Origin of the sequence: Pseudomonas sp. TMW22089, assembly GCF_022496645.1 — a bacterium.
Taxonomy (GTDB): domain Bacteria; phylum Pseudomonadota; class Gammaproteobacteria; order Pseudomonadales; family Pseudomonadaceae; genus Aquipseudomonas; species Aquipseudomonas paraversuta.
Genome location: NZ_SCFG01000009.1, coordinates 122,989 through 139,329, shown reverse-complemented (window position 1 = coordinate 139,329; position 16,341 = coordinate 122,989). Strand labels below are relative to the sequence as shown.

Sequence of the window (16,341 nt, the reverse complement as noted above, 5' to 3'; positions counted from 1 at the left end):
CGGATCAGCCGTCCCGCTGTGGCATCCAGATACTGGAACAGACTTTCTCCAGCAGCGCCTTGTTATGGCTGAACACAATCAGCCCCAGTTCACGGCGCTTGACCTCCTCCAGCAACACTCGCCATACCTGGGCCTGAATGTGAGGGTCAAGTTGCGCCGTCACCTCATCGGCAATCAGATAGCGCGTGCGCGGGTCCAGCGCCCTTAGCAAGGCGATACGCGCCAGTTCGCCGCCCGATAACTCATCCGGCCGGCGCGTCAGCCAGGCAGGATTCACTGCCATGCGTTCAAGCCATGGGGCATCCGGGGACCAGGCATCACGCAGGCTCTCACCCGTGGTGCGATAGGGATTGAAGGTCAGTTCGGGGTGTTGTGGCACTAGCTGGACCGGGCAGTAGCCCTTCTTCGACAGCGGTTTACCGCCCACTGTGACACTGCCCGAAGTTGCCGTTTGCCACTGCGCCAGCACCCGGCCCAGGGTGGTTTTCCCAAAACCGCTGGGGGCGGAGATGCCTTGACACTCCCCCAGCCCCACCTGAAAAGACACCGAATCCCAGAGTCGATGACCGTCTTGCACAATGCTGAGTTCGCGCACTTCAAGCATAAGAATCAGCCCCGACTTCCGGTACCCGCCGCGCCAGAAACTGTTGCTCGGGCAAGGCCGCCCAAAGCGACTGTAGCCACGGACTGCCTGCGCTTTCACGCAACTCTTTCGCGCTCAGGGTTTCGTGCAGTTCACCTTGATGCAACACCGCGATCTTGTCGGCAAAACGCGCCGCCAACGCCAGATCATGGGTGACCCACAGAATGCCCCGCCCCTGCTGGCAAAAACCCTTGAGATGGGTCAGCAGCTGACAAGCATGCTCGTCATCCAGCCACGAGGTGATCTCGTCCGCCAGAATGTAGCGCGCGTGGGTCAGTGCCGCGCAGCTGGCCAGAACCCGCTTGGCCATGCCCCCGGACAACTTGCGCGGATATTCGTCCACCAGCCCGGGTTGCAGGTTGTATTGCTGCAGTTGCCGCGCCACAGCACCCGGCTCCAGGGTGACCCCGCTCAACTGCGCCGCCCTGTTCAACTGCGGGCCGACTTTAATCAGCGGGTTCAGGGCACTCACGCCCTGGGGCACATAGCACAGGCTTTTGCCGCGCTGGTCGACCTTGCCCGCAGCGCTCAGCACCTGCCCATCGAGCACGATATCGCCATGACAGCGCATGTTGTCCGGCAGCAAACCCAGGGCGCTCTGTAGCAACAGGCTTTTGCCCTCCCCGCTGGAGCCCACAAGTGCCACCAGCTCACCGGGGTTAATCTCCAGGGAGATATTGCTCAGCAGCGGATGCCAGGTTTTATGGCCCAGCCAGTGATAGTGGGCGATATCAATCGCAAACCGGTCGAATTTCAGCATCAGGTAATCCTTATCCAGAGCTGTTGCAGCGCTCGTGCAAATTGGTCGAATACCAGTACCAGACCCACCAGAATCAAACCCGGGAAGAACGCCATCCACCAGGCACCCGTACTCAAGTACCGTAGCGCATCCGCCAGCAACAAGCCCAGTGACGGATCATGGGGCGCCAGACCAAAGCCCAGAAAGCTCAGCGCCGCCGAATGCAACACTGCGTGGGGGAACATCAGCAAGGTGCCGATGATCCACTGCGGCAGCAGCAACGGCAGCAAGTGATGGCGCCAGCGATAGAAGCTGCTGTTGCCCAGGCGATGGGAGAGCATGACAAAATCGGTCTCGCGTATGCGCAGGATTTCGGCTCGCAGGATCAGGGCCAGTCGCGGCCAGTGGGTCAGGGCCACGGCCAGGATCACTCCCTGTTTGCCGCCGCCCAGGGTGAAGCAAATCAACACCAGCAACAGCAGATGCGGCAACGCCAGCATGCTGTCGATCAGCCCGCGAATCAGGTAGTCCAGGGTTTTGTTCAGTGCACACAGGCTGGCGGCAAACATGGCCAGAAAACCGCTGCTAAAGGCTGCGGTCAAACCGATTTGCAGGCTGGTGGTCATCCCCTGGAAGCACCGCAGCCACAGGTCCCGTCCCAGGCTGTCGGTGCCAAACCAGTACTCGGACGAAGGTGGCAGGCGCCGCGCCAGCAAATCCATCGGAACATCAACGCTGACTATCGACAGGCCATACGCGATCAAAAGCAGCAGCATCAGCAGCGAGAGGCAAAGCCTGAACAAGGCACGATTGGGGTCGTAAGTCATGACTGGCGCGCCGCCCCGCGGTTGAGGCGCAGTAACAGCGCGTTGGCAATGCTGTTGCCGGTAAACACCAGCACCGCACAAAACATCACAATCCCCATCAGTAACGGGATATCACCACGCAAGCCGGCATCGATAGTGGCCTGGCCGAGGCCCGGATAAGCGAAGACTTTTTCCGCCAGCAGCGAACCGCCAATCAACTCCCCCACCGAAGCAAATTGCAGGCACAACGCGGGGGTTACCGCGTGACGCAAAATATGAAAGTTGATCAGCGGCCAGCCTTTATCGCCCTGGGCCTGGGCATAGCGAATGAACTCACTGTTCATCACCTCTGCCACCCGTGAGCGGGTGTGCAGCGCAATATTGCCGACCCCCAGAACCCCGAGGGCCAGCATGGGCAAAATCAGGTGCCTGAGCTTGTCGCCCCAGGTGGCTGTTTCGGCGCTGCTGCCGGGGGTCCAGGCACAGCAGATCGGCGCCCAGTTGAGGGTGACGGCAAACAGTGACAGCAACAACAGGCCAATCCAGAAGGTCGGCAGGGACGCCAGTACATAGGACAGGGTCGAGATCAACCGGTCCGGCCAGCGATTCAAGTAACGTCCGGCCGTAAGACCCATGGCCAGACCGACAATCCCGGAAAACAGCCACGCCGACAATAGCAGCGCGAATGAGGTGGCAAAGCGCTCACCGATCACTTGCGACACCGGCGCGTTGTAGAGCATCGAGTAGCCGAAGTCGCCTTGCAGGATCTGGCTGAACCAGTGCAAAAAGCGCTCCCACAAGGGCAGATCCAGCCCCCAGCGCGCAGCAATCAGCGGGTATTGCTCGGGCGGCACGTGCAACAGGTCGTTGCCGATATAAGCCCGGATCGGGTCAACCGGAGAAAAGCTGAGCAAGGTAAACGTGCCTGCTGCCGTCACCAGCAGCAGGCACATCAAGCGCACAACATAAAGCGAGAATCCACGAATCACTTGCAGGTCCACTTCCAGCCATCAAGGCTATTGAGCAGCGACCAGGAACCGTGGATTTCCGGAGCGCCTTTGCCCAGGTCGATACACTCATTAGCCAAATACGTGTGCTGTACGTTCAGCAACCACGCCCAGGCTGCATCGCCCTTGACTCCGGCGCCGGTCTTGCCGTCCCACTCCACTTGCTGCCAGAACGGTACCGCCTGCTGCCAGGTCGGAGCATCCAGCGCCTGCTGCAAATGCTGATCGACTACAGGATTCTTGTAATAACCGGGGTTGTAGTACTCAACCCCGGCCGCCTTGCTGCTGTAGTGATGATAAAGCTCCATCGGGTCGAGGCTGCCCCAGCCAAACAGGGTCGGGTTGGCGTGCATGTTGCGTTCAACAGTTTCCCAACTGCCTGACTTCAAGTCCACCTCGATCCCGACCGGCTTGAGCATGGAGCGCACGGCCTGGGCCAGGTCACGTCGGGTCGCATCGCCACTGGCGTACCACAGGGTGAGTTTGGCCGGCACACCCTCTTTGGCACGAATGCCACTGGCGGTTTCAACCCAGCCGGCTTCATCCAGGATCTGTTTGGCCCTGGCGATATCGCCATCCTTGAAGGCCGCCTGCGGGTTATCCCAGGGCAAACCCTGGACCCCGGTGTAGGCAGGTATCGCATGCCCTTCGAGAATCTGGTCCGCCAGCAATTGGCGATTGATTGCGTAGTTGATGGCCTTGCGGATCGCCACATCGGCGGTCACATCGTTACCAACGGGGTAGCCATGGGCATCCTTTTTGCCTGCCCTGGTGGTGGGCAGCACAATGCCGCGATTCTCGACACTGGGGCGTACCCACAGCTTCATGCCCGGTGTCGGCGTCACTGCCAGCGACGGAGCGATTCGTACGATACCCAGCTGCTTGCTCTGGGCCGCGGCAAACGAGCTGTCCTCATCGAGGAATACAAACACCAGCTTGTCGAAATCGTTTTTCTGCCCCGCGTAATACGGATTGGCTTCAACAATCAACTGCTGCCCCGGCTGATAGCTGACCAACCGGTAAGGCCCGGCACCAACAGGCTTTTGCGCATAGGTTTTAGCGTCGTACTTGTCGGCCGAGACAATGCCCAGTGATCCCAGCACATTGACGAAGGTACTTTGCGGCGCCTTCAACTCAATGCGCACGGTGAGCGGATCTACCGCTTCGGCCTTGAGGAAGTTGCCCATATCGACCTTGCCGCCACTGGCCGCCGCATTGTTGTAGGTGTAGGCCACATCCTTGGCAGTCAGGGCCGAGCCATCGGAGAATTTCAAGTCGGGCTTGAGCTTCAAAGTCCAGGTTTTGCCATCGTCACTGGTCTGATAATCAGTGAGCAGGAAACTGCTCCAGGACAAGTCCTCGTTTTGCTTGAGCAACGGGCTGTGCAACAGCAGATAACTGCCGTGACTCCAGCCCAGCATGGGGTCAAAGCCTTCAGTGGGTTCATCGCCAATGGCCAGTTGCAGAGTTCGTGCCTGCGCTGAGTAAACCGGCGCAGCGAGCACACTCAACAAGGCAGCGGCCACCAGGGTATTGCGCATCCATGCAGGCTTTGACATCTATCCTCCTGAAATAAATAGCTTCGTCGGAAAATCCCGGAAAAACCATGCGCCAATTCTCGCGCCCAACAGTAATAGCACCCCAGTATCAAATATCCAGCAGTCATATGATTTTTTAGGGAAATCTTCATACCGGCGCATTATCTTGTAACAACATAAGAATCCCCAGCGACCGGGATCTTAACTTCCAGGCAACCTCTGAGAGGTTCAAGGACGCGGCTGTGCTATACCAAATGGGTACGATTGTTCAGACATGGCATGCAGATTCCACATACAGAGGTTCACATGTTCAAAGGATTAGCCGGTCACCTCAAAGACAAAAACATCCACTCGATCAATGCCCTGCCATCGAACAATATCGAACTGTTCGACTGCTACACCGGGCTGATCCTGGGCCACCTGTATCGCAATTTCCCGCTGCCCCTCACCCTCACCGCCGAGCGCTTTATCGATTACAAAACCCTGGGCGCCAGCAACCGCGACACGCTGGAAAAAGAAGAGGCCCTGTTCCTGGCCACCGTCAAATGGCTGGCCGACGTCGGCTACATCCACTTTGACGGACTGTCAGGGGTTTCATTTTTCGAAGTAGTGCTGACCAATAGCGGACTGCTGATTTTGCGCGCGTTCCCTGAAGGCAAAGACACAGCCCCTACCATTGGCGAGAAGTTGTCGCACTGCACCAGGGACGAAAATAATGGCGAACTACGGGCCCTGGTGTCAGAAGCACTGGGCCTGGGAAGCCGGATGATCAGCCCGATGACGCGCTCGGGGATTTGAGCCAGTCGCATTGATCCGCATGCCACTGCAACGTTTCAACACTGGCCTTCGCTGAAGCCGATGTTGGCGTAGCGAGTGGCATGCCTTCGTATTGGATGTAGTAGGAATTGTGTAGTTGAGGGGCCAGTCGGATTAACAGCGAAGCAGGATCGATTGCAATGAGATAAAAATCGAACAGAGTATGAAGGTCAGCACGTAGCAACAAGCCGTTTGACACCACGTGAGTGTGTTCACCCTATAAGGATGAATATGCGCAGCTTCTAACACCTCAGCTTGATCGCAACCACTGATCGCACATCTTGTTGCGTATGCTTCCAACAACTTCTTACGAAAAGCAGACTGTCCTCGACGGCGAACAATGCTGGCAACTACTCGCTGTCTAGCATCATCAACATTTCGAGGATCAAACACACGTTGTTGCTCGGCTTCGACTTCGGCTTTTTCGAGTTCATGAGCCACCCGACCGGGCTCGCTAGGAAGCTCATCTATCATTTCGATAAGTTTGGACTTAATGGCTTTACCGATATTTTTCTGAGGCTTTAGACCAACCACCCATTCAAGCTCTCGCTCTTCATAAATCGCAGAGATGTTTTGCATTCTGCGTTCAAAGGCACCCTCTTCGCGGCCAAAACGATTAGCCAACTCACGATACACATGAGCTTTAACAAACTTTGTGGTCGCTACCTGGTGACGCAACATTTCGCCATAAGCTTGAACTGATGCCTTCAGTTCCTCATTGCTCCATCCGTCCGACATTGCTCCCATCCTTTTTGATCCGCACCGAAGCACGCAAGGTAAGAGAATTTACCCGACCATGTAGGAAATAAATAATTTCTGTAGGAGAAATCCCAAACTAAAGCCGCCATCGAACCATTCAAAAAAGTGCTCGACGGCGTTCCATTGAGAAAGTGCAAGCCCGTCCCCAGCCACTAAGTACAGGCTTCAACCACCCACTTCACTTTCGCCAACGCCCCGCGCAATGCCCCCATGTCCACCGATCCCAGGGCCAGTCTGATGGCGTGGGGTACGTGGGTCGAAACAGCAAATGGCTGGGCGGTGGAGACCGATATCTGTTCGCGCAGCAATGCCGTGACGACCTGCTCTGCTCTGGCATCCTCGGCCAGGGGCAGCCACACAAAGTAGGAAAAGGGATGGCGCACACGGTGCAGCCCGGCCAATTGTTCGTCAGCAATGATCTGGCGGGCCTGTGCGTCCTGGCGCTTTTGCACTTCAAGTCGGCTCACCGTGCCGTCGTCGAGCCAGGCACTGGCGATCGAGGTCATTATCCCCGGGGTATTCCAGGCTGTGACCCGGATCATGCGCTCCAGTGCGGCAATGGTTTGAGGCGGCGCCGCGACGAAACCGACGCGTAAACCCGCAGCAACATTTTTCGACAGTCCGGATACATACACCGTCCTTTCCGGTGCCAGTTCAGCCAGGGGTGGCGGCGGATTTTCCACAAGAAAAGCGTAGGCCGCGTCTTCGATGATATGCAGATCATGCTTGCGCGCGATTGCCACAAGCTGCTGACGCTGCTCGAGGCTCATCACCCAACCCAGCGGATTGTGCAGGGTCGGCATGCTGTAGATCGCTCGCACCGAGCGACTGCGACAGAGCTGTTCCAGGGCATCAAGGTCCGGGCCACTTTCTATAACCGGAATCGGCAACACCTCAAGATGCAGCGCCAGGGCCAAAGCCTTGAAGCCCGGATAGGTCAACCCATCGACCGCAATGACATCGCCGGGCTGGAGCAGCGACATCAAGGCCACAGTCAAGCCGTGCTGGGCACCATTGACGATCAAGACCTGCTCGGCAGGTATGTTCAGGCCGCGAGTCTGCAAATGCCGGGCAAACGAAGCCCGCTCGTGCAGGCGTCCGCCATGGGGCTGATAGCGCAGCAGCGACTCCAGGTCGCCAGACAACGCGAGCTGGCGCAAGGCGCTGCGCAACAGTTCGGCCTGGCCGGGCACAGAGGGGTCGTTGTAATTGAGGTCCAGCATCCCCGCCGTCACGTTGGGCTGGTCGATGCCGTGGCCGGGTGGCAACGACGTCTCTCTGACGAAAGTCCCGCGCCCCGCCTCTCCACTGACCAGGCCCATGGCCTCAAGCTCGGCGTAAACCCGACTGGCCGTGACCAGCGCCAGCCCTTCTGATGCGGCCAATTGCCGGTGGGTGGGCAAGCGGGTACCGGGTGGCAAGCGTGCACTGCGGATATCAGCGGCAAAGGCGTCGACCAGCGACTTGTAGCGAGAGCGCGGCATCGGGACTTGTATCCATGACAATATTTTGATTGTCATCAATATTCGACCCTAGGATGCACTTTATGCAATCCCGCGATCAGCCTTGAGTGTGAAACTCGATGGAACGAACCTCCAACCTGCAAAATCCGGCAACCTCGCAAAACCTGAGCGGCTGGCTCAACGGGTTTATCGGCGTGGTTATTTTCAGCGGCTCGCTACCGGCAACCAAGGTGGCGGTGCTGGAATTTGATCCGGTTTTCCTGACCCTGGCCCGCGCCACCATCGCCGGGGTCATTGCCCTGTGCATGCTGCTGTTGTTGAAGGCAAAGCGCCCTCAGCGAAGCCAGCTTTTGTCCTTGCTGATCGTGGCCATCGGGGTTGTGGTGGGCTTTCCAATGCTGACCGCCCTGGCGCTGCAGCATGTCACTTCTGCTCACTCGATTGTGTTTCTCGGCCTGTTGCCCCTGGCGACTGCAGCCTTCGGCGTGTTGCGCGGCGGCGAACGTCCACGGCCGGCGTTCTGGCTGTTTTCAATCCTGGGCAGCGCGCTGGTGGTGACGTTTGCCCTGTCACAGGGTCTGACCGCCTCTGCCACAGGCGACATTCTGATGTTCCTGGCCGTGATCATTTGCGGCCTGGGCTATGCAGAAGGTGCAAAGCTGTCCAGAACCCTGGGCGGCTGGCAGGTGATTTGCTGGGCGCTGGTGCTGTCGCTGCCGGTGATGGCAAGCCTGGCGGTTTACTGTGCGCCCTCTTCGTTCGCCAACATCAACCCGCCAGCCTGGCTGGGCCTCGCTTACGTCTCGTTGTTCAGCATGCTGATCGGCTTCGTATTCTGGTACCGCGGACTGGCCCAGGGAGGCATTGCGGCCGTGGGCCAGCTTCAGCTGTTGCAGCCTTTTTTTGGCTTGGCCCTGGCCGCTACCCTACTGCATGAGACCGTCAGCATCGGCATGTTCGCCGTGACCGGCGCGGTGATCCTGTGTGTAATTGCGGCGAAAAAATTCGCTAGATAAGGCCCCGTTGTTCAGGCAGTTTTCAGCGTAAAGCGCGAAGCCGGGCGGTTCAGGCCGTAGTGATCGCGCAAGGTACTGCCAGCATATTCGGAGCGGAACAGGCCGCGCTGGCGCAGGATCGGCAGCACTTCATCAAGGAACACCTCAAACCCGTCCGGGAACGCCGGGGGCATCACGTTGAAGCCATCGGCGGCGCCACTGCGAAACCACTGTTCGATCAGGTCAGCAATCTGCACCGGCGTGCCTACCGGTACCCAGTGCCCTCGCGCACCGGCCAGGCGATTGATCAACTGGCGCAGTGTAAGGTGCTCGCGATCAACAATGTCGATGATCAGCTTGAAGCGACTGGACTGACTTTCACGGCTGTCGAAGTTGATCAGGTGCCGCGGAAACGGCGCGTCCAGGTCATGCCCGGACAGGTCGACCCCCAGCATGCGGCGCAACTGACCCAGAGAGATATGCGGCAGTACCAGCTCATTGAGCTCATCGAATTTGCGCTGGGCTTCAGCTTCGCTGCTGGCTATGTACGGGCTGATGCCCGGCAGGATTTTCAGCTGCCGCGGGTCGCGCCCCACCGCCCTGGCCCGGGCACGGATGTCGTTGGCGAACTCGGTCGCACTGTGCAGCGTCTGGTGCGCGGTGAAAATCGCTTCGGCATGGCGAGAAGCAAAGTCGCGGCCGTCCTCGGAAGAGCCCGCCTGCACCTGCACCGGCCGGCCCTGTGGCGAGCGCGGCGAGTTGAAGGGCCCCTTGACCTTGTAATGGGTGCCCACATGGTTGATCGCATGCACCTTGCTGGTATCGGCAAACACCCCGGCCGTCTTGTCCAGCACCAGCGCGTCGTCTTCCCAGCTGTCCCACAAGTCGGCCGTCACCTGCACGAACTCTTCGGCCTGGGCGTAGCGATCATGGGCCGATGGATGCTGGTCAAGACCGAAATTGGCGGCAGCGTCGGCCATGGAAGTGGTCACGATGTTCCAGCCGGCGCGGCCGTTGCTGATGTGGTCCAAGGCGCTGAACGCTCGGGCCAGATTGTAGGGTTCGCTGTAGGTGGTACTGGCCGTGGCAATCAGGCCGATGCGCCGGGTGACTGCGGCAATGGCCGCCAGCCAGGTGATGGGCTCGAACCGGATACGCAGGCCCTCCCGCCCGCTTTCGGAAAGTGAGGGTGAATCGGCAAAGAAAATCGCATCGAGCTTTTCCCGTTCAGCGCGTAACGCCAGCTGCTGGTAATAGCCGATATCCATCGAGTGTTCCGGCACCGATTGCGGGTGGCGCCAGGCGGCTTCGTGATGGCCATTGGGGTAGATAAACAGATTGAGGCTGAGCTGGCGTTCGGACATTTTCCGCTCCCTGAAGAGAATAAACCTGACAAACATGGGCCCGCGCGCGGCGTCAGGCAGCAACCCGCGGCGCAGTAAAAAGATCAGTGCAGTTCAGCGAAATCACTCAGTACATCGTCGCGCAGGGCAATGAAACGGCTGTCGCTGCGGTTGCGCGGGCGTGGCAGGTCGACATCGAGAATACGGCGGATGCGGCCCGGGTTCGGTTGCATCACCACAACCCGATCCCCCAGGAAAACCGCCTCATCCACATCGTGGGTTACCAGGATCATGGTGATTTTTTCCTTGGCCCAAATATTTTGCAGCTCGCCCTGCAGACGCGCGCGGGTCAAGGCATCCAGGGCTCCCAGTGGTTCATCAAGCAGCAACACGCTGGGGCGATTGACCAGCCCGCGGGCAATCGCCACCCGTTGCGCCATACCTCCGGAGATCTGATGCGGGTAAGCGTCGATAAAATCCTGCAGGCCCACCAGTTCGATGTGCTCACGCACGGTGTCGCGTTTTTCAGCGCTGCTCAGCACCGAGTTCTTCAGACCTACCGCGACGTTCTGCTCCACGTTGAGCCACGGGAACAGGCGGTGATCCTGAAACACGATGCCGCGCTCCAGCCCCGTGCCGGCGATGGGCTTGCCATTGATCAGGATCCGCCCGTCATATTCCTCATCGAGCCCCAGAATCAGGCGCAACAACGTGGACTTGCCGCAGCCGCTGGCGCCGACAATGCTGATGAATTCGCCGGGGGCGATGTCGAGCTGAATGTTGTCCAGTACTTGCAGCTGGGTCGTGCTGCCCGGGCGGGAGGCAAAACGCTTGCTGATGTTTTCCAGGGTCAGGCCGTTGTTGAGCATGCTGCAGTCCTTCTGAAAGTGTTAATCAACGGGGGGCGATGCCATACAGACGCTGCATGCGCCGCTCACATACCCGTGCCAGTGCATTGAGGCTCCAGCCCACCAGGCCAATCACCACCATGGCGAACAACACCAGGTCCATCATGAAATGCTCGCTGCCATCAATCAGCGTATTGCCGATCCCCTCCCCCGAAACCAGCAGGTATTCGGCACCGATGGTGGCCAGCCAGGAGTACACCAGCGCCAGGTACAGCCCGGTAAAGATCGACGGCAATGCGGCCGGCAACATGACCCCGATGATGGTTTGCCAGCGGCTAAAGCCGTATACCCGCGCCACCTCCAGCAAATTAGGCGGCACACTGCGCAAGCCATCGCAGGTATTGACCACCACCGGCACCAGCGCTGCCAGTGACAGAAAGGCCACTTTCGCCACATCACCCAGGCCGAACCACACCGAGATCAGCGGGATCCAGGCGAACAGCGAAATCTGTTTGAAGGTGTTGAAACTGGGCCCGACCAAACGCTCGAAATGCCGTGACAGCCCCAGCAGGCATCCCAGCACCAGACCCAGGCTGGTGCCGATAAAAAAGCCACTGAGATTACGCGTCAGGCTGGCGCATATGGCGCGCCAGAATTTGTCCGAGGTAATTTGCTCCCAGGCCGTGACTGCGACTTTCTCCGGTGACACCAACAGCCCCGACTGGCTCCAGCCCTGATGGGATGCCAGCCACCAGATTGCGATGGCGGCAATCGGTAACACCCAGCCACGATAGCGACGACTGCCCGGACTCACTGCAATCACGGCGCTCATGACAGTGCCCCCGCTGTCCCGGGGCGACCGCGATTGAGGCGGCGCTCCACATAATCAAACCCGCGATCGATCAACAGGCCGACTGCCCCCACGACCACCACGGCCGCCATTACCAGATCCAGTTGAAACAACTGACGGCCATACACGATCAGGTAACCCAAGCCCTCACTGGAGGCAACCAGCTCCACTACCACCAGCGACAACCAGGCCTTGGTGAAGCCCAGACGCAACCCGGTGAACAGCGTCGGGACCGCCGCCGGCAAGACAATCCCGACCACGCTTTGCCAGCGACTGAAACCATAGGCCCGGCCAACTTCCAGCAGCCCCTTGGGCGCCTGATGAAACGCTTGCAAGGTGCACAGGGTGATCGGCACTGTCGCCGCCTTGGCAATCAGCACGTACTTAAGGGGTTCGCCGATACCGAACACCAACAAGGCAAACGGCAGCCAGGCCAACACCGGGATCTGAACCAGCGCATTGAAGGTAGGCAGCAGGTAATCCTCGACGGTGCGCGAGAGACCCATGGCAGCCCCCAATACCACACCGATCGAGGCGCCCAATGCGAACCCCAGGACTACTCGTTGCATGCTGGCCAGGGCATTGATCCACAGATCACCGGAAGTGATCAGGTCCGACAGGGTTTGATACACGTAGGCCGGGGGCGGCAGCACCTGCTCCGATAGCCAGCCGCGCTCGACGCCCAAATACCACAGGCCCAGCAAGACCAGCGGCAACAGCCAGGGCTCGGTGTAACGACGCAGCCTGGCGAACCCCTGAGAAGTACGCGGTATCTCGACCTTGCGCACGGGCCGAATCGGCGCCGGCGGCAAGCGCTTGACGTTGTCCCTGGGTAACGCCGGAGCCGAGTACGGCTCCGGTCTGGCGGTCTGTGCCCTGGCCATGTGCTAGCTCCCTTGCTTGCTGGTCGCGACCGCTACCGCATCAGCGGCGGGCTGCTTGCCATCCGGGCCGTAGGGGGTCCAGTAGTGTTCAAGGCCCCTGCTTTTGAGAGCCGCCTGCAAATAACCGGGGGCGAACCAGCCCTCGACAGTCACCGGACGACGGATCAATTTTTCTGCCTTGGCTTGATCAGCCACGGCCTGATAGCGGCCTATCAGGAAGTTGTCCACCAGAGGCGAGACTTTGTCCCGCAGGCTGCTTCCGGCAAAGTCGGCGCGCAATGACTCCACCGGGTCATTGCTCTTGGCCCACTCGGCGAAGACCTGCTCGGCATGCCCCTCGTCCGAACTCCATTTCGCCGCATCCACCAGGGTGTCGACGACTTTCTGCACGTTCTGCGGGTGTTCCTTTTCATAATCGCTACGCACCACCAGCGCCGTCTGGCGGGTGTAGCGCACATCCTGCGAAGGGTTGTCATAGATAATGTCGATCAGGCCTTTATCCCGCAGCTTGAACAACTCGCGTCCACCAAAGGCTGCGTCCACGCCATTGGAGACCAGGGCCGCCTGGGTGCTGCCAGTGTCGAGGTTGATCACCTTGATGTCGCGCTCGGTCAGGCCACGCTCGGCCAGCAGGTTGATCGACACCAGGTGCCCGTTGGTACCGCGAAACACCGCTACTTTTTTGCCTTTGAGGTCATCGATGCTTTTGATGTCAGAGCCCTTGGGCACCGCCAGGTAAATGTTCGAGCGCACCCCCAGTGCCGCCAGCAATCTGGTGTCCAGCCCGTTGGAGCGGCCTACGACTGCAGGCAGGTCGCCCTGGTAGGCGAAATCCAGCTGCTGGTTGGACAAGGCTTCATTGACTGCCGGCCCTGCCCCTTTAAAGAAGAACCACTGCACCTCGGTGCCGCTGCCGGCGAAGGCTTTTTCCAGAAGTTGCTGATTGCGCACAATGCCCAGGGACGAACCACTGAACGTAACCGGGTCACCACCTCCGGCGGCGGCGACGCCAATGCGCAACACATCGGCCTCGGCCAATGGCGCAACCAGCAGCACCGCCAGCGCGGCCGCAATACGCCCTTTGCGAAACACTTTAAATGTAGCCATGTGGAGGTCTTCCTTGGATCGATGAGGATTGGTCTGTCAGGCGGCGAGGTGTTTTTTGTCGGCTTCGGTTTGCGGCGAGCGGGTTTCGGGGGTGGGTTTGAGTGCCTGGCTCAAGCGTCCGTCGACGCCAAACGGCACATCACCGTCAATGGTGGTACGGCGCACAATGCGCTGCGCATCGCCGTAATCGTTGATCGCAATATGCTGGGTGGCGCGGTTGTCCCAGATCACCACATCACCTTCCTGCCAGCGCCAGCGGACGGTGTTGTCGACATGGGTAATACGGTCGTGAAACAGACGGATCAGCTGTTTTGAATCATTGCTGCTGACCCCTTGAATCTGCTTGACGAAGTGCCCCAACAACAAACTTCTCTCGCCCGACTCCGGGTGTACGCGAACCAGAGGATGTTCAGTCTCGTAAACTTCGGCGGTGAACTGTTCGCGATAACGCTTGAGCCCTGACTCATCGGTATTACGCGGTGCGGCGTAGTCATAAAGATTGGTGTGCAAGGCGCGCAAACCATCGGCCAGCAGTTTTAAAGGTTCCGGCAGATCGGCATAGGCCGTTGCCGTATTGGCCCATACGGTGTCGCCGCCATAAGGCGGGATGACCACACCGCGCAGGATGGAAATCTTCGGGTAATTGGCCACGAACGTCACATCGGTGTGCCAGGAGTTGGCCCGGGTTTCCTTGGCATCCAGGTGCAGGATGGCAGTGCTTTGCTCGGCCGAACGCACGGTCGGGTGCGGTACTTGATTACCAAAACGTCGGGAAAATGCTTCGTGCCCGGCATCATCGAGATGCTGATCGCGAAAGAACAACACTTTGTATTTCAACAGTGCTTCATTAATAAACTCGAACGCTTGTTCACTGATATCACCGCCCAGTTTTATGCCGTCCAGTTGTGCACCAATTCGACCTGCGACGGGTTTTATTTGAATAGTCATCAAACCACTCCTGCCTTATGAACCGTTGTTGGCCAGATCATAAAGGCATAAAAGCAGCACTGACTAATCACAATTTAATATAAAGATATGCGAATCATCCGCTAGAACCAGGACGCTATAAAGCTTGATAAATCGTTATATAAGTCTGGTTGTAAGCTCATAACTTTTTCACTGGACCCTGGATAAACAGGTGGAGCCGGGGGCTGGAAAATTCACCGTCGCCACCACAGCGGCCCCCGGATTTACCTGAATACCGCCGATTTTTAACGAAACAGGAGACGGCCACAGGGAAATAACGAGTGCCAGCTTTGACCCACATCGTTCACCAAGCCACAGAGACAAGTTGATTGTCGGACAATACAACATTCTATATATCCACTCGTCAGATTAGACACTCAAAAAAACCGAAAACTTTGCTCTGTAAAATATATGTGCTTCTCTAGAGACGCTAACCCGACCCATCGTCTTCAAAGGATGAAGTGATGAATGCCTTATATAAAACCTCGACCAGTCCGTTATCAAAAACAGAGCAAGATTCAATCAATGAGGTCACTCAGAAAATCACCCAACACAGTAACGAGCTGCGTAAAAAATACCCCCTGCTCGGGTATCAAAATGTTATAGGCGCTAGCGTGATGACACTGTCTATCGCTGGCATGATCCTCTCTGGCACGCTGTACATCAAAGGCATAATACCCGCATGGCTGTGTATTGTGATCAATGCTTTATTAACCTCCTTCATACATGAACTTGAACACGACTTGATTCATCGCTTGTATTTCAGAAAGCAGCCCATTGCGCACAACTTGATGATGTTGCTGTGCTGGATAACCCGCCCGGGAATGCCGAGCCCCTGGTTAAGGCGAGAGCTGCACTTTCACCACCATAAAGAGTCGGGCACAGACACCGATGTTGAAGCATGGATTACCACCAGCGGCAGCAAGTGGGGCGCCAAGCGGCTCCTGAAACTCATCGATGGATTTGTCTTTGGCATTGTAAATGCCCTGTTTGCGCCGACCTGGCGGGAGAAGGTCAGATTGACCGTCAAGGTGCTGCGCTTGAATGCCCCCATGGGACTGTTGTACTGGGGCTGCTGGTATGTGTTCCTGGGGTATCACTTCTATACATGGACAAGCTCATTAATGGGTTTTGCCTATCAGCCATCACCCACCACATCGATACTGATGAGCGTGATCAACAGCGCCGTGGTTATCATCGTCGCGCCAAATATAATACGTCAGTTCTGTCTATTCTTTGTCAGTTCAAATATCCATTATTACGGCGATGTGATGCCGCGCAATCCCTTGCAGCAAACTCAAGTCATGAATCATTGGTGGCTATGGCCATTCCAGTTGTTCTGCTTCAACTTCGGCAGCACTCACTGCATTCATCACTTCGTGGTTAAAGACCCCTTCTATATCCGTCAAATGACAGCACCCTTCGCCCACAAGGTATTAGCGCAAGCCGGTGTTCGCTTCAATGACTTCGGCACTTACAAACGCTCAAACCGTTACAACCTGACTCAACCGGACGCTTGAACCCGTGCACGGCCCTTTAAGAACAAGGGTATTTACGATTTAAACGATGGCACAACT

Annotated in this window: 17 protein-coding genes; 3 read left to right on the top strand and 14 right to left on the bottom strand. The window is 57.9% G+C overall.

The genetic code is table 11. The features are described from left to right. Window positions 1-4: 4 nt before the first annotated feature. Genes EQV90_RS11510 through EQV90_RS11490 form a run of 5 tightly spaced genes read right to left on the bottom strand, consistent with a single transcriptional unit; the run spans window position 5 to window position 4,754 of the window. A complete protein-coding gene (locus tag EQV90_RS11510) occupies window positions 5-604 on the bottom strand; it encodes an ATP-binding cassette domain-containing protein (RefSeq protein ID WP_003442093.1) in 600 nt (199 codons plus the stop codon). Continuing rightward, window positions 597-1,403, bottom strand: coding sequence for an ATP-binding cassette domain-containing protein (locus EQV90_RS11505; protein ID WP_003442091.1), 807 nt, complete (start codon window positions 1,401-1,403; stop codon window positions 597-599). The genes EQV90_RS11510 and EQV90_RS11505 overlap by 8 nt, the downstream gene beginning before the upstream one ends. Beyond that, window positions 1,403-2,209 carry an ABC transporter permease gene (locus EQV90_RS11500; RefSeq protein ID WP_003442088.1) on the bottom strand — a complete coding sequence of 269 codons (807 nt, stop codon included), beginning with the start codon at window positions 2,207-2,209 and terminating at the stop codon, window positions 1,403-1,405. The genes EQV90_RS11505 and EQV90_RS11500 overlap by 1 nt, the downstream gene beginning before the upstream one ends. Then, a complete protein-coding gene (locus tag EQV90_RS11495; RefSeq protein ID WP_003442086.1) occupies window positions 2,206-3,189 on the bottom strand; it encodes an ABC transporter permease in 984 nt (327 codons plus the stop codon). The genes EQV90_RS11500 and EQV90_RS11495 overlap by 4 nt, the downstream gene beginning before the upstream one ends. After that, entirely contained in the window at window positions 3,174-4,754 is a 1,581-nt protein-coding gene (locus EQV90_RS11490) for an ABC transporter substrate-binding protein (RefSeq protein WP_240878118.1), read from the bottom strand. Before EQV90_RS11490 ends, EQV90_RS11495 begins: the two co-directional genes overlap by 16 nt. Window positions 4,755-5,039: 285 nt before the next feature. Here EQV90_RS11490 and EQV90_RS11485 point away from each other — a divergent pair, with 285 nt between their 5' ends. Next, a complete protein-coding gene (locus EQV90_RS11485; protein ID WP_003442082.1) occupies window positions 5,040-5,531 on the top strand; it encodes a hypothetical protein in 492 nt (163 codons plus the stop codon). Here EQV90_RS11485 and EQV90_RS11480 read toward each other — a convergent pair. The 3 genes from EQV90_RS11480 to EQV90_RS11470 form a co-directional block, all read right to left on the bottom strand. Beyond that, window positions 5,503-5,748, bottom strand: a complete 246-nt coding sequence (locus EQV90_RS11480; protein WP_240878117.1) for an HNH endonuclease signature motif containing protein — start codon at window positions 5,746-5,748, stop codon at window positions 5,503-5,505. The genes EQV90_RS11485 and EQV90_RS11480 overlap by 29 nt on opposite strands. Continuing rightward, a complete protein-coding gene (locus tag EQV90_RS11475; protein ID WP_240878115.1) occupies window positions 5,664-6,287 on the bottom strand; it encodes a hypothetical protein in 624 nt (207 codons plus the stop codon). Before EQV90_RS11475 ends, EQV90_RS11480 begins: the two co-directional genes overlap by 85 nt. A 173-nt stretch (window positions 6,288-6,460) precedes the next feature. Beyond that, complete coding sequence (locus EQV90_RS11470) at window positions 6,461-7,792, bottom strand: PLP-dependent aminotransferase family protein (RefSeq protein WP_240878114.1); 1,332 nt, start codon at window positions 7,790-7,792, stop codon at window positions 6,461-6,463. A gap of 98 nt (window positions 7,793-7,890) precedes the next feature. Between EQV90_RS11470 and EQV90_RS11465 the strand changes: the two genes are divergently transcribed. Next, window positions 7,891-8,787 (top strand): DMT family transporter, encoded by an 897-nt coding sequence (locus tag EQV90_RS11465; protein ID WP_240878113.1) that lies wholly within the window; start codon window positions 7,891-7,893, stop codon window positions 8,785-8,787. Window positions 8,788-8,798: 11 nt separating this feature from the next. On the opposite strand, the gene EQV90_RS11460 is transcribed toward EQV90_RS11465, so the two are convergent. The 6 genes from EQV90_RS11460 to EQV90_RS11435 form a co-directional block, all read right to left on the bottom strand. Continuing rightward, the gene (locus tag EQV90_RS11460; protein WP_003442076.1) at window positions 8,799-10,130 is read right to left on the bottom strand and encodes an LLM class flavin-dependent oxidoreductase; all 1,332 of its coding nucleotides are present in this window, start codon (window positions 10,128-10,130) and stop codon (window positions 8,799-8,801) included. Window positions 10,131-10,213: 83 nt separating this feature from the next. Next, window positions 10,214-10,978, bottom strand: coding sequence for an ABC transporter ATP-binding protein (locus tag EQV90_RS11455; protein WP_003442075.1), 765 nt, complete (start codon window positions 10,976-10,978; stop codon window positions 10,214-10,216). Between the two features lie 25 nt (window positions 10,979-11,003). Continuing rightward, the gene (locus EQV90_RS11450; RefSeq protein ID WP_003442072.1) at window positions 11,004-11,789 is read right to left on the bottom strand and encodes an ABC transporter permease; all 786 of its coding nucleotides are present in this window, start codon (window positions 11,787-11,789) and stop codon (window positions 11,004-11,006) included. Further along, a complete protein-coding gene (locus EQV90_RS11445; RefSeq protein WP_003442069.1) occupies window positions 11,786-12,691 on the bottom strand; it encodes an ABC transporter permease in 906 nt (301 codons plus the stop codon). Before EQV90_RS11445 ends, EQV90_RS11450 begins: the two co-directional genes overlap by 4 nt. Window positions 12,692-12,694: 3 nt before the next feature. Next, on the bottom strand, window positions 12,695-13,798 hold the full coding sequence (locus tag EQV90_RS11440; protein ID WP_003442067.1) for an ABC transporter substrate-binding protein: 1,104 nt from the start codon (window positions 13,796-13,798) through the stop codon (window positions 12,695-12,697). A gap of 36 nt (window positions 13,799-13,834) precedes the next feature. Beyond that, window positions 13,835-14,746 carry a TauD/TfdA family dioxygenase gene (locus EQV90_RS11435; protein WP_003442065.1) on the bottom strand — a complete coding sequence of 304 codons (912 nt, stop codon included), beginning with the start codon at window positions 14,744-14,746 and terminating at the stop codon, window positions 13,835-13,837. A gap of 482 nt (window positions 14,747-15,228) precedes the next feature. On the opposite strand from EQV90_RS11435, the gene EQV90_RS11430 reads away from it, so the two are divergent. Continuing rightward, window positions 15,229-16,284: a fatty acid desaturase gene (locus tag EQV90_RS11430; RefSeq protein WP_003442063.1), complete on the top strand. Its 1,056-nt coding sequence runs from the start codon at window positions 15,229-15,231 to the stop codon at window positions 16,282-16,284. The last annotated feature ends 57 nt before the right edge of the window (window positions 16,285-16,341 follow it).